The sequence below is a fragment of the Rudaea cellulosilytica DSM 22992 genome, from assembly GCF_000378125.1.
In the GTDB taxonomy this organism is placed as follows: Bacteria; Pseudomonadota; Gammaproteobacteria; order Xanthomonadales; family Rhodanobacteraceae; genus Rudaea; species Rudaea cellulosilytica.
This window is the reverse complement of record NZ_KB899242.1, coordinates 1,018,156-1,030,775: the sequence shown is the minus strand read 5'-3', so window position 1 is coordinate 1,030,775 and position 12,620 is coordinate 1,018,156. Positions and strand designations below refer to the sequence as shown.

Here is a 12,620-nt window from a genome sequence, read left to right as displayed (position 1 = left end):
ACCTGAAAGTCGTTACCGGCCACGGCATGATCGAGGTGACAGGTATGCGAAGTGCCCGGACCGTTTTCTGCATGCTCATGGGCATTGGTCTGTTGGCCGCTAATGCCCGAGGTGCAGGCGATCCTGCCGAAGACCCGGAGGTAATGAAAACGCTGCTCGCAATGAGCAAGATGTCCACTTGGCATCACCCCGACCAGTGGGGCATGACCGCTGGTATGCGCGCCTATGCCCATCGCCGCTATGGCGACGCGATGAAATATTTCGAAGTCGGAGCACAGTATGCGGACAAGCTGTCCCAGCTCAGCATCGGCTTGATGTACAAGAACGGCGAGGGCGTTGCCAAGGATCCCGTAATGGCCTACGCATGGATGGATCTGGCTTGCGAGCGCGGCTATCCGCAGTTTGTCGCCACGCGCGACGAACTGAAAGAGACCTTGACACCGGCGCAGCTGGCTCGCGCCGAGAGCCAGCGCACTCAACTCGCCAAGCGCTATGCGGACGAAGTCGCCCAGCCGCGCATGGTGTTCGAGCTGAAGCAAGCGATCATGCAGATGACTGGCTCGCTGGCTGGATACGATGCCGCCGGCAAGTATCCGAAGAAGGATTGGGACCCTGCGTTGTATTTCGCCACGCGTGATCGCGAATGGAAGAACAGCGTCACCGTGGGTCCGGTCGAGGAAGTTGACCCTCCAGCGACCGCGCCCAAACAATCGGATAGCTCCGACAAACCCTGATGCTGGCAATTGCCAGCGAAGCCGACTTCGCGGACGCGCGAGTCGCCTGTGGGGTGTTCTGATGCGCTGGCTATGCAAAAATAGCGTTTTCCCCGGAGATTTTTCTGCATGAGCCAAGACCTGCAAGCCCATATCAAGACCTCGCGCGGTACGATCCATATCCGCCTGACGCCCGAGCACACGCCGGTGACGGTGGCGAACTTCGTCAATCTCGTCCAGCACAAGTTCTACGATGGGCTGAGTTTCCACCGCGTGATCCCGGATTTCATGATCCAGGGTGGCTGCCCGGAAGGTTCGGGTCGCGGCGGTCCGGGCTATCGCTTCGGCGATGAGTTCGTCTCGCACCTGCGCCACGACAAGCCGGGCGTGCTGTCGATGGCGAATGCCGGGCCGGGCACGAACGGTTCGCAGTTCTTCATCACCCACGTGGTCACGCCCTGGCTCGACGGCAAGCACACGGTGTTCGGCGAAGTGCTGAGCGCGGACGACCAGAAGGTCATCGACAGCATCAAGCAGGGCGACCAGATCGAATCGATCACGATCGTTGGCGACACCGCGGCGCTGTTCGCCAACCGGAAGGTCGTGCCGCTGCTCGAACAGTGGAACAAGACGCTCGCTTCGCGCTGACGCGGGAACAGAGCACAAAAAAAGGCCGCCCGAGGGCGGCCTTTTTGTTTGCGTAAAGCGGGTCGGTTTACATGTAACCGAGCTGCTTGACGATGAACAGGAGGATGACCGCCCCGATGACGGACATGATGAAACCTGCGGGGTGGAACATCTGGCCGTCAGCGGGCTTGTTGAACAGGCTGCCGATCAGGCCGCCGACGATCGAGCCACCGATGCCGAGGAGTACGGTCAGGATGAACCCCAGGTGCATCGCCCCCGGATAGAACCAACGCGCTAGCAAGCCGACGATGAAACCGATGATGATGGACCAGATGATGTGCAGCATGCGATCTCCTTAGGACGTGTCCGGAACAGCGGTTCTGCCGAAATGTGCCGCAGGCAGGGCGATGCGAGTGTAGCAAATACGTTTGTTCGCAAAAGCTTAAAAACGCTTCTGAGATGCGTGATGTAGATGCATCTGCCGCCGGCTGTACGCGCCGCTGCGCTGCAGCAAATATGCTAAACTGGAGCGCTGTTCCTACCTCTAACCCAGGAGACTGAAATGCCTTTGCTGGCTGAACGCATGAGCCGGGCCAAGCCCAGCGCCATCATGGTCGTGGCGGAGAAGGCGAAGCAGCTCAAGGCGGCGGGCAAGGACATCATCAGCTTCTCGATCGGCGTGCCGAATTTCCTGCCGGGCGAACATGTCTACGCCGCGGCGCGCGAGGCGCTCGCGCACGATAGCGGTCAATATGGTTCAAACCGCGGCAGCGAAGCGCTGCTCGACGCGTTCCTCAAGCATCTGCAGGACGGCGGTTTCAACGGCTACGAGCGCAAGAACCTCGTCGTTGGCATCGGCGCCAAGCAAGTGCTGTACAACCTCGCCGAGGCGCTGCTGAATCCGGGCGACGAGATCGTGTTCCCGACGCCGTACTGGACGAGCTACGCCGACATCGCCGACATCGTTGGTGCGAAGACGACGCTGCTGCCGTGCCCGCCGGAGCAGGACTACAAGCTCAAGCCCGAGCAGCTGGCCAAGGCGCTGGCGAGCAAGCCCAAGGTGTTCCTGTTCAACAATCCGTCGAACCCGACCGGCATGGTCTATTCGAAGGCCGAGATCGCCGCGCTCGCCGAGGTGCTTGCCGCGCATCCCGACACCTGGATCATCTGCGACGACATCTACAACCGCCTCGTCTTCGACGGCGTCGGCTACCACAATTTCCTGCACGTCCGGCCCGAGCTGCGCGAGCGCACGATCGTAGTCGACTCGATTTCGAAGACCTACGGCATGCCCGGCTGGCGCGTCGGCTTGATCGCTGCGCCCGAGAAAGTGGCGCAGGCGCTGGTCACGCTGAACTCGAACCACATCACCAACCTGCCCGAAGTCGTCACCGCCGCGGCGGTCGCTGCGCTGTCGGGTCCGCAGGACCTTCCGGCGCGCAAGGCGATCGAATTCGCCGCCAAGCGCGATCGCGTGCTCGCGGCGTTGAGTGCGATTCCCGGCGTGAACTGCCCGCGGCCGCAAGGCGCGTTCTACGTGTTCCCGGACATCTCGGTCGCGTTCGGCAAGAAGCACGGCTCGACTGTGATTGGCAACGACGTCGATCTGTGCAATGCGCTGCTCGAGGCCAAGGGCGTCGCCTGCGTGCCGGGTTCGGCGTTCGGCGAACCGCGCGCGCTGCGCATTTCGTATACCTGTCCTGATGCGCAGCTCGACGAGGGCATGAGGCGCATCAAGGAATTCTTCGCGGAGTTGAGTTGAATTTTGCTCGGCGCCGAAACAAACAAACTATTGTGAAAGGAGATCGTTCGATGAAATCCCCCGTCCGTGTAGTAGTCACCGGCGCCGCCGGCCAGATCGGTTACGCCCTGCTGTTCCGCATCGCCTCGGGCGACATGCTCGGCAAGGACCAGCCGGTCATCCTGCACCTGCTCGAAATCACGCCTGCGCTGCCGGCGTTGCAGGGCGTGGTCATGGAGCTCAACGACTGCGCGTTCCCGACGCTCGCCGGCATCGTCGCCACCGATGACCTCAGCGTCGCGTTCAAGGACGTCGACTACGCACTGCTCGTCGGCGCGCGCCCGCGCGGTCCCGGCATGGAGCGCAAGGATCTGCTCGAAGCGAACGGCGCGATCTTCGGCCCGCAGGGCAAGGCACTCAACGACCACGCCAAGCGCACGGTCAAGGTGCTCGTCGTCGGCAATCCGGCGAACACGAACTCGCTGATCGCGCAGCAGAACGCGCCGGATCTCGATCCGGGCCAATTCACCGCGATGGTGCGCCTCGACCATAACCGCGCGCTGTCGCAGCTCGCCGAGAAGACCGGCGTGCATACGACCGAGATCAAGAAGGTCACGATCTGGGGCAACCATTCCTCGACCCAGTACCCCGACCTGCATCACGCGACGGTGCAGGGCAAGGCGGCGCTGAGCCTCGTCGACCAAAACTGGTACGAGAAGGACTTCATCCCGACCGTGCAGCAGCGCGGCGCGGCGATCATCAAGGCGCGCGGTGCCTCGTCGGCGGCCTCGGCGGCGTCGGCTGCGGTCGACCATATGCGTTCTTGGGCGCTCGGCACCGACGAAGGTGACTGGGTGTCGATGGGCATTCCGTCCGATGGCAGCTACGGCATCGCGCCGGGCGTGATCTACGGCTATCCGGTCACGGTGAAGAACGGCAAGTACGCGATCGTGCAGGGTCTTGCGATCAACGACTTCTCGCGTGCGCGCATGGATGCGACCGACAAGGAACTGCGCGAGGAGCGCGCTGGCGTCGAACACCTGTTCGCGAAGAAGTGATGCATCGCGCATGCGCGCGGAATGGAGTACATGACAAGGCCGCCTGCATGGGCGGCGGCCTTGTCGTTTCCCACGCCGATTGATGTGAGTTCCGTAGCGCGACGCGGGAGCGGCCTGGCCAGTCTCAGCGCTCAGTTGATTGCGTAGACCAGGCTCAATCGTCCCTGCGAGAGCGGCTGAGCATTGCGCAATTCAAGCAGACGGCGTTCGCCCATCGTAAACAACGGCCTTCCGTTACCCGCGAGCAACGGATGCACGATCAGGCGCAGTTCGTCGACGAGCCCGGCTTCGATCAAGCTGGAGATGATCTGGCCACCGCCCATCAAGTAGATGTCCTTGCCGGGCTGCTGCTTGAGTGCGGTGATTTCTTCGACTCGGCGCAGGATGCGCGTCTTTGGCCAGGCGGCAGACGCAAGCGTGTTCGACAGCACGTAGTGCGTGGTCTGCGCGGCGAAACGCGCCCATTCGACCTCGGCCGGCGCCGCCAATCTGCCAGTCATCGGTAGGGGCTGATCGGGCGCGTTCTGGATCGCGGTCCAGTATTGCTCATAGCCGGGATACATGCGCCCGCCGAGCACGCAGGCATCGATTTGCGAAGTCAGGCCGTAGTCTTCGGACCATGCTTCCACCCAGTCCGCGTAGCCGTCCGGGTTGCCGAATTTTCCGTCCGCCGAGATCTTCATCGCGGCAATCATTTTGCGCATCGAAATCTCCACAGCGAGGGTTAAATCGCCGGGGCACACGCACCCAGCGAATGCCGAAGCTTCAAGCGGCTTCGTCGAACGGATTCGGCTGCGCCTCGCCGGTGACGATGCGCTGGCGCAGGTTGCCGTTGATGACGGCATCCCAGCCTTCTGAGCAGGCGGCGTAGCACTCGCAGTTCGGCTCGAGACCGACGTGAGTGAAGCACAGTTCGGTCTTGCCGCCTTTGCGGATGATCTCGAACACGATGTCCGTGCCTTTCCATCCGCTCTGATCGTCAACAAAGGCAAGATGGCCGTCGATCACGCGCCAGACGACTTTCCTGTCGGGGACGAGTTCGGTCACCGTCTGGGTCGAGTCGTGCAGATTCTCGTAGCGATAGCGGAACGTGGCGCCGAGTTTGTCGGTGTCGCCTTCGATTTCTCCCGACCACCACGCGCGCACGTCGTTGATTGCGGCGAACACTTCTTCCGGGCTTCGGTCGACCAGGAAACGGCTGTTGAAGGATTGTCTGCTCATGAAATTTCTCCCGTTCGGATGCGCTACAGGCGCGGCTCGAGTTCTTCGAGAAACTGGTTCCAGCCTTGCTGATGCGCGCCGGCAAGGATCTCGTTCGGCAGTCCGTCGTGGGTCAGCGTCAGTTCGGTCTTGCCGTTGCGCTCGGCGAGTTCGATCAGCACGACCGATTCCTTGCCCGTAGTCCATTCGCTGACCCAGGTGAACTCGAGTGCGCGCGGTCCGTCGACGCGCAGATAGCGGCCGTAGTGCGGATTGATTTTTTCCAGAGCACGCATCTCGAGATAGAACAGGCCGCCGACACGCACGTCGGCACTGAAGTATTCGCCCTTGGCGAGCCAGGCGCCGATGCTGGCCGGATCGGTCCAGGCCTTGAACACTTTCTCCGGCTTGGCGGCGTAGGTGCGCGTGAGGCGGACGGAATGCGGGCCCATTACCTTGATGTTGCGGCCTTGCATCAGCGGATTTTTCATTGCGGCGTTCATGACGATTGCTCCTCGTCGGGTTGGTTGGCAAGAAATTCTTCAAGCGAGTCCAGTTTTTCGTTCCAGAAGCGCTCGTAGCGCGACACCCATTGCACGACTTCGCGCAGCGGCGAGCCATGCAGTTGCAGGTAGTGCTCGCGGCCGAGCCGTTCGCGCTTCACGATGCCGGAGCGCTCCAACACCTTGATGTGCTTGGACACGGCATTGAGCGACATCTCGAACGGCAGCGCGAGGTCGGTCACGCGCGTGCGTCCGCGTGCCAGGCGCGCGACGATGCGGCGGCGCGTGGGGTCGGCAAGGGCGGCGAAAGCGAGGTCGAGTTTGGGCATGCCTTTATATTCAACTAAATGGTTGAATATGTCAAGCACGGATGCAAATGCTTTTTCGCAGAAGGCGTGCGAACAACCCGGTTTGTCCGGCCGGATTCGAACCAGACGCTGCGTTCAACGCCAGTGTGGGCGCACCCAATGGTTGTAGCGGTAGTAGCCGCCAACCCAAACGGCGCCTACATAAGGACGGGCGTAATAGTTGGTGTAGTAAGGCGTGTAGCCGTCGGGATAGAACTCGGCGCCATAGTAGGGCCGCGTCGGATAGTAGACGCAGCCGCCTGTGGCAGCGGTGCCGATCAAAGCAATTGCGATGAGGCCAAAGCGACGAAACGTTTTCATGGTGGTATCCGAAGGAGTGGCTTCACTCACAAGAACGAATCACCGCGATGCGCGTTTACGATTCGCGCCGACGCATGCAGCAAACATTCAGCTGCCGCGGGCATTCAGCTAAAGTCGCATGGCTGGATCGAACCAAGCCCGCTACATTGCGCGCAATGGAGGGGAGACACAGGCATGAGCTACGAATCCGAATACCGTCGTTCGATCGAACAGCCCGAGGAATTCTGGGCCGAGCAGGCCAAGCTGATTCATTGGCACAAGCCGCCGCGGAAGATCCTCGAGTACACGAATCCGCCTTTTCGCAAATGGTTCGTCGACGGCGAAACCAACGCGTGTTACAACGCGGTCGATCGGCACCTGCAGGCGCGGGGCGATCAGCTTGCGCTGGTCGCGGTATCGACCGAGACCGGCGTCACGCGTGAGATCACCTATCGCGAACTTTATCGCGAAGTGAACACGTTTGCCGCGGTCCTTGCCTCGCTCGGCGTGAACAAGGGCGAGCGCGTCGTGATCTACATGCCGAACATCGCCGAGGCGGTGTTCGCGGTGCTCGCCTGCGCGCGACTCGGCGCGATCCACTCGGTCGTGTTCGGCGGCTTCGCCTCGCACAATCTCGCCGTGCGCATCGACGACGCCGAGCCGAAGCTGTTGATCATGGCCGATGCGGGCATGCGCGGTGGCAAGGCGATTGCGTACAAACCGCTTGTCGACGCAGCGCTCGCGCAGGCGAAAAGTCCGCCGCCGCACGTTTTGATCGTGTCGCGCGGCATCGACAAGGAGATGCAACGCGTCGCCGATCGCGATCTCGACTACGCCGAGCTGCGCAGGCAGCATGAAGGCGCTGAAGTGCCGGTGACATGGTGCGAGGCGAACGAGCCGAGCTACATCCTGTATACCTCGGGCACGACCGGCAAGCCCAAGGGGGTTCAGCGCGACGTCGGCGGCCACCTCGTCGCGCTCGCGTTGTCGATGCGCGCGATCTTCGACGTCGGTCCCGGGCAGACGATGTTCTCCACTTCCGATGTCGGCTGGGCAGTCGGCCACAGCTACAACATCTACGGCCCGTTGCTGGCAGGCGCGACCTCGCTGCTTTACGAAGGGTTGCCGATCAGCCCCGATGCGGGCATCTGGTGGCAGCTCTGCGAGAAGTACCGCGTGCGTACAATGTTCTCCTCGCCGACCGCAATCCGCGTGTTGAAGAAGCACGATGCGGCGTTCCTGAGGAAGTACGATCTGTCCTCGCTGAAGTATCTTTTCCTCGCCGGCGAACCGCTCGACGAGCCGACCGCGAAGTGGATCTCCGAAGGGCTCGGCAAGCCGGTCATCGACAACTACTGGCAGACCGAAACGGGCTGGCCCGCGCTGTGCCTGCATCCCGGGCTCGACCTCAAGCCGATCAAGTTCGGCTCCCCGGGCCTGCCGAATTTCGGCTATCGCTATCGCGTGATCAACGAGACCACTGGCCTCGACTGCGCGCCGAACGAGAAGGGCGTGCTTGTCGCCGTACCGCCGTTGCCGCCGGGCTGCATGACCACGATCTGGCATAACGATGCGCGGTTTATACAAAGCTACTTTTCCCATTTCAAGGAGCTGCTGTACTCCTCGCTCGACTGGGCGATCCGTGACGAGGACGGCTACACCTACATCCTCGGCCGTACCGACGACGTGATCAACGTCGCCGGCCACCGCCTCGGCACGCGCGAGATCGAGGAGTCGATATCAAGCTATGCGAGCGTCGCCGAAGCTGCGGTGATCGGTGTCAAGGACGAACTGAAGGGGCAGGTGCCGATCGTGTTCGCGACGCTGAAGTCGGCTGCCGCCGATGCGGCGAACAAGCACGAAGCGGCCGCTGGCATGCAGCAGCGCGTCGTCGACATGCTCGGCGGCGTGGCCAAGCCGGCGCGCGTCTACATCGTCAACGCGTTGCCAAAGACGCGCTCGGGCAAGTTGCTGCGCCGCTCACTGCAGGCGCTCGCCGAGGATCGCGATCCCGGCGATCTCTCCACGCTCGACGATCCGAATTCGCTCGAGGAGGTGCGCAATGCGCTCAGGCGCGGACCGGATGTGAGTAACTGAGACTCCGCCGAAGCGCTGACGGAACCTGGATTCGGCTGCCCATGTCCTGCGCCGTGGAGCATCGATCAGGTACAGCCCGGCATGCCGATCACGCCGGTCAGCATGGTGAGATTCTCGGATACGTGGCCATCGGTTCCGGTCAGTGTTGCCGTCGCGGTGGTACAACTGGTGAACGTGATCGTGAGCTGACCCCAAGTGACGGGAACGCGCAGCGGGGCCTGGAACGTGCCCGAGTTCGAATAGCTCATGTTCAGCGTGATCGGGCTGCCTAACGCGATCGTCTTTGGGCCGAAATCGGAAATTAGCCACAGCGGGCCGCCACTTGCGTTGACGCCATAATAGGTGACGATAAGGCCGACGGCGGAGGAGGGCAGGATGTTGAAGCCGGTTCCGGTGAACGTATGGTCGTACCAGAGTCCGGCGAAGGAACCCGTGGCGATCGAGCCGGCGTAGTCGGTGCCGATAGATGAATAGTAGGCGGTGAAATCGCCGTTGATCTGAGTGTTACCTGCGCCTCCGCCCCAAAAGCCAATGATGGCGCTACCCGCGACGCTGCTTGGATTGCTGCTTGCGGACCAATAATACGCGTCGGTACCGGGTGTCACGCAGTTGACGAGATACCACGACGAGTTGGTGTTCACCGTACCGGTCCCTTGGTGGTGGGTGAAACCGGGCGAGCTGAAAAAATCGCAGCTGACATTACCCTGTGCGTCGACGACGATCGTAACCGTGCCGTAGTCGCCGCCCGTGTAGATACCAGTGTAAGTGCCTACTCCGATCGAGTCGGCGTGCACCTCGCGACCAATCAGTGCGATCAGGGCAACGAACATCCATGCAAAAGAACGGAAATCGGCGAGGGAATGCTTCTTCATGTCGGCTGCTCCATTCGAGATTCAATTGTCTGCGATTTTCCCCCGCGACGGTATTTTGTCTTCTGTCCGGATGCAATTCATCCCTGCCGAGCCGGATTGCGCGGCTGGAATGCCGGCCGCGCGGGTCGGCTGGACGCAGCCAGTGTATGAGGGGCTTGGTGCTAAAATATGTAACTTAGCCAGGAGGTCCCCATGAGCATCGCTTCCGCAGGAGCGCGCTTCCGCGCCGCGCTCGCCGCCGAATCGCCACTGCAGGTCATCGGCGCGATCAACGCCAACCATGCGCTGCTGGCCAAGCGCGCGGGCTATCGCGCGATCTACCTGTCCGGGGGCGGCGTCGCGGCCGGCTCGTTGGGCCTGCCCGACCTGGGGATCAATACGCTCGACGACGTGCTCACCGACGTGCGTCGTATCACCGATGTCTGCGACCTGCCGCTCCTGGTCGACATCGACACGGGCTTCGGCCCGTCGGCGTTCAACATCGAGCGCACGGTGAAGTCGCTGATCAAGTTCGGCGCGGCCGCCTGCCATATCGAGGACCAGGTCGGCGCAAAGCGCTGCGGCCATCGCCCCGGCAAGGAGATCGTCAGCCGCCAGGAGATGGCCGACCGGGTCAAGGCTGCTGCCGATGCGAAGACGGATACGGATTTCTTCCTCATCGCGCGCACCGATGCGATCCAGATGGAAGGCGTCGACGCCGCGATCGAGCGCGCACTCGCCTGTGTCGAGGCGGGAGCCGACGGCATCTTCGCCGAAGCGGCCTACGATCTGCCGACCTATAGGAAATTCGTCGACGCGGTAAAGGTGCCCGTGCTCGCCAACATCACTGAATTCGGCAAGACGCCGCTGTTTACGGTCGACGAGTTGCGCACGACCGGTGTCGGCATCGTCCTGTATCCGCTCAGCGCGTTTCGCGCGATGAACAAGGCGGCGGAAAACGTCTACAACGCGATCCGCCGCGACGGCCACCAGAAGAACGTGCTCGAGACGATGCAGACGCGCGAGGAACTGTACGAGCGCATCGGCTACCACAACTACGAGAACAAGCTCGATACCCTGTTTGCCGCTTCGTCGAAGAACGGATGAACGAAATTTCTCCCCAGACCGTGGGCGAACGGCGTGAGGCGCGCGATTGGAGCGGCGTCGCCGCGGTCGTCGCCGCGCTGATCGGTTTCATGGCCTTGCTCGTGTCCGGCTATACCGCGCTTATCCAGCGTCAGCAGGTGAGTGCACAGGTGTGGCCGTACCTGCTGATCGGCTACGCCGATCCCGAACGCTCGATCATCGTCATGAACAAGGGCGTCGGCCCGGCACAGGTGCGCGCCATGCAGGTGCTGGTCGACGACAAGCCGCAGCGAAGCTGGAGCGACGTGGTGAAGGCACTCGGCCTCGACAGCGACAATCTCGGCAAATCGACGATCAGCGGCAACGTATTGTCGGCCGGCGAGAAGGTTGAGGCGATGCAGATGCTCGATGATGCGAGCTACGAGCGCTTCCGGCTGGCCGCACAAAAGCGCCTGAAGATCAGCATCTGCTATTGCTCCACTCTTGGCGAATGCTGGATTCGCGATCGCAAGGTGCGCGATCAGAACACCACGCAGGTCGATACCTGCCCGGCCTGGCCGGCAGATCAGCAATTCAAAGATTGATGCGGCAGCGGCATCCACGCCACTGCACGTAGGCAGCACTTGCAACAAGGAGACAGACGTGAGCGACAACGCCCCAGTTACCCCCTTCAAGCCTAAGAAATCCGTCGCTCTGAGCGGCACGCTCGCGGGCAACACCGCGTTGTGCACGGTCGGCCGCAGCGGCAACGACCTGCACTATCGCGGCTACGACATCCTCGATGTGGCCACGGCCTGCGAGTTCGAGGAAATCGCGCATCTGCTCGTGCACGGCAAGCTGCCCACGGTAGCGGAACTCGCCGCATACAAGACAAGGCTCAAGGCGCTGCGTGGAATCCCGGCGGCAGTGAAGGCCACGCTCGAGCAACTGCCGCCGTCGGCGCATCCGATGGACGTGATGCGCACGGCCGTCTCCACACTCGGCTGCGTCTCGCCCGAGAAGGACGACCACAACCACCCCGGCGCGCGCGACATCGCCGACAAGCTGATGGCCTCTTTGGGCTCGATGCTGCTGTATTGGTACCACTTCAGCCACAACGGCAAGCGCATCGACGTCGAGACCGATGACGACTCGATCGGCGGCCATTTCCTGCACCTGCTGCATGGCAAGGTGCCTAGCGATTCGTGGGTGCGCGCGATGCATACCTCGCTGATCCTCTACGCCGAGCACGAATTCAATGCCTCGACTTTTGCTGCGCGCGTGATTGCTGGCACCGGCAGCGATTTCCACTCGTGCATCGCCGGCGCAATCGGCGCGCTGCGCGGGCCCAAGCACGGCGGTGCGAACGAGGTCGCGTTCGAGATCCAGAAGCGCTACGACACCCCGGACGAAGCCGAGGCCGATATCCGCAAGCGCGTGGAGAACAAAGAAGTCGTGATCGGCTTCGGCCATCCGGTGTACACGGTCAGCGATCCGCGCAACAAGGTGATCAAGGAAGTTGCGCGCGACCTGTCGAAGGAAGCCGAGAACACCAAGATGTTCGACATCGCCGAGCGCCTCGAATCGACGATGTGGGAAATCAAGAAGATGTTCCCGAACTTGGACTGGTTCAGCGCGGTGAGCTACCACATGATGGGCGTGCCGACGGCGATGTTCACGCCACTGTTCGTGATCTCGCGCACTTCGGGCTGGAGCGCGCACGTGATCGAGCAGCGTATCGACGGCAAGATCATCCGTCCGAGTGCGAACTATGTCGGTCCGGAAGATCTCAAGTTCGTGCCGCTGAGCAAACGGACGTAAACCCGGCCCGACTTGCGATGCTCCCACCCGGATATTCGTCCAGGCAGAGGCAGGGTGGCATCCTTCAGAGTCGATGTTCGCAGCGCAAGTTTCTGCACCTTCTTGCCGCGCCGCTCGTCGCGGGCAGACAAAGCGTCCATGCGGATATCGTCGTGGGCGCGCCGCTCATCATTGCCGGCGCGGGTGTTCCGGCTCGCTGAAAGTGACGTTCTTCGACTGCAAGCTGGCTGCGGCAACATTGAGCGGTTCTGCCTTCGCCCCCGGCAATATGAGCTGGAATCTTCACAAGCTCGCAGG

Annotated in this window: 15 protein-coding genes; 8 read left to right on the top strand and 7 right to left on the bottom strand. The window is 62.1% G+C overall.

Annotated features, from left to right (window positions below; genetic code table 11):
* Nucleotides 1–26: 26 nt before the first annotated feature.
* Nucleotides 27–734: an SEL1-like repeat protein gene (locus F455_RS22170; protein WP_157578838.1), complete on the top strand. Its 708-nt coding sequence runs from the start codon at nucleotides 27–29 to the stop codon at nucleotides 732–734.
* Nucleotides 735–842: 108 nt separating this feature from the next.
* Nucleotides 843–1,361 (top strand): peptidylprolyl isomerase, encoded by a 519-nt coding sequence (locus F455_RS0114275; RefSeq protein WP_018973989.1) that lies wholly within the window; start codon nucleotides 843–845, stop codon nucleotides 1,359–1,361.
* Nucleotides 1,362–1,428: 67 nt separating this feature from the next.
* Here the strand turns inward: F455_RS0114275 and F455_RS0114270 are convergent, their stop codons facing one another.
* On the bottom strand, nucleotides 1,429–1,686 hold the full coding sequence (locus F455_RS0114270; protein ID WP_018973988.1) for a GlsB/YeaQ/YmgE family stress response membrane protein: 258 nt from the start codon (nucleotides 1,684–1,686) through the stop codon (nucleotides 1,429–1,431).
* Between the two features lie 216 nt (nucleotides 1,687–1,902).
* On the opposite strand from F455_RS0114270, the gene F455_RS0114265 reads away from it, so the two are divergent.
* Together F455_RS0114265 and F455_RS0114260 are read left to right on the top strand one after the other, a co-directional pair.
* Nucleotides 1,903–3,102, top strand: a complete 1,200-nt coding sequence (locus F455_RS0114265) for a pyridoxal phosphate-dependent aminotransferase (RefSeq protein WP_026293387.1) — start codon at nucleotides 1,903–1,905, stop codon at nucleotides 3,100–3,102.
* Between the two features lie 50 nt (nucleotides 3,103–3,152).
* Nucleotides 3,153–4,139, top strand: coding sequence for a malate dehydrogenase (locus F455_RS0114260; RefSeq protein WP_018973986.1), 987 nt, complete (start codon nucleotides 3,153–3,155; stop codon nucleotides 4,137–4,139).
* Nucleotides 4,140–4,270: 131 nt separating this feature from the next.
* On the opposite strand, the gene F455_RS0114255 is transcribed toward F455_RS0114260, so the two are convergent.
* From F455_RS0114255 to F455_RS0114235, 5 genes are all read right to left on the bottom strand, one after another.
* On the bottom strand, nucleotides 4,271–4,843 hold the full coding sequence (locus F455_RS0114255) for a dihydrofolate reductase family protein (protein ID WP_018973985.1): 573 nt from the start codon (nucleotides 4,841–4,843) through the stop codon (nucleotides 4,271–4,273).
* Nucleotides 4,844–4,904: 61 nt separating this feature from the next.
* Nucleotides 4,905–5,360 carry an SRPBCC family protein gene (locus F455_RS0114250; RefSeq protein WP_018973984.1) on the bottom strand — a complete coding sequence of 152 codons (456 nt, stop codon included), beginning with the start codon at nucleotides 5,358–5,360 and terminating at the stop codon, nucleotides 4,905–4,907.
* 23 nt (nucleotides 5,361–5,383) lie between these two features.
* Nucleotides 5,384–5,842 carry an SRPBCC family protein gene (locus F455_RS0114245; RefSeq protein ID WP_018973983.1) on the bottom strand — a complete coding sequence of 153 codons (459 nt, stop codon included), beginning with the start codon at nucleotides 5,840–5,842 and terminating at the stop codon, nucleotides 5,384–5,386.
* Entirely contained in the window at nucleotides 5,839–6,171 is a 333-nt protein-coding gene (locus tag F455_RS0114240; protein ID WP_018973982.1) for an ArsR/SmtB family transcription factor, read from the bottom strand. Before F455_RS0114240 ends, F455_RS0114245 begins: the two co-directional genes overlap by 4 nt.
* Nucleotides 6,172–6,285: 114 nt before the next feature.
* A complete protein-coding gene (locus F455_RS0114235) occupies nucleotides 6,286–6,510 on the bottom strand; it encodes a hypothetical protein (RefSeq protein WP_018973981.1) in 225 nt (74 codons plus the stop codon).
* Between the two features lie 174 nt (nucleotides 6,511–6,684).
* On the opposite strand from F455_RS0114235, the gene prpE reads away from it, so the two are divergent.
* Entirely contained in the window at nucleotides 6,685–8,586 is a 1,902-nt protein-coding gene (gene prpE / locus F455_RS0114230; RefSeq protein WP_018973980.1) for a propionate--CoA ligase, read from the top strand.
* Nucleotides 8,587–8,651: 65 nt separating this feature from the next.
* On the opposite strand, the gene F455_RS0114225 is transcribed toward prpE, so the two are convergent.
* On the bottom strand, nucleotides 8,652–9,458 hold the full coding sequence (locus F455_RS0114225) for a hypothetical protein (RefSeq protein ID WP_018973979.1): 807 nt from the start codon (nucleotides 9,456–9,458) through the stop codon (nucleotides 8,652–8,654).
* Nucleotides 9,459–9,650: 192 nt separating this feature from the next.
* Here F455_RS0114225 and prpB point away from each other — a divergent pair, with 192 nt between their 5' ends.
* The 3 genes from prpB to prpC are packed head-to-tail and all read left to right on the top strand — an operon-like array spanning nucleotide 9,651 to nucleotide 12,323.
* Nucleotides 9,651–10,544, top strand: a complete 894-nt coding sequence (gene prpB / locus F455_RS0114220; protein WP_018973978.1) for a methylisocitrate lyase — start codon at nucleotides 9,651–9,653, stop codon at nucleotides 10,542–10,544.
* Complete coding sequence (locus F455_RS21005) at nucleotides 10,541–11,107, top strand: hypothetical protein (RefSeq protein WP_018973977.1); 567 nt, start codon at nucleotides 10,541–10,543, stop codon at nucleotides 11,105–11,107. Before prpB ends, F455_RS21005 begins: the two co-directional genes overlap by 4 nt.
* Before the next feature lie 58 nt (nucleotides 11,108–11,165).
* Nucleotides 11,166–12,323, top strand: coding sequence for a bifunctional 2-methylcitrate synthase/citrate synthase (prpC, locus tag F455_RS0114210; RefSeq protein ID WP_018973976.1), 1,158 nt, complete (start codon nucleotides 11,166–11,168; stop codon nucleotides 12,321–12,323).
* The last annotated feature ends 297 nt before the right edge of the window (nucleotides 12,324–12,620 follow it).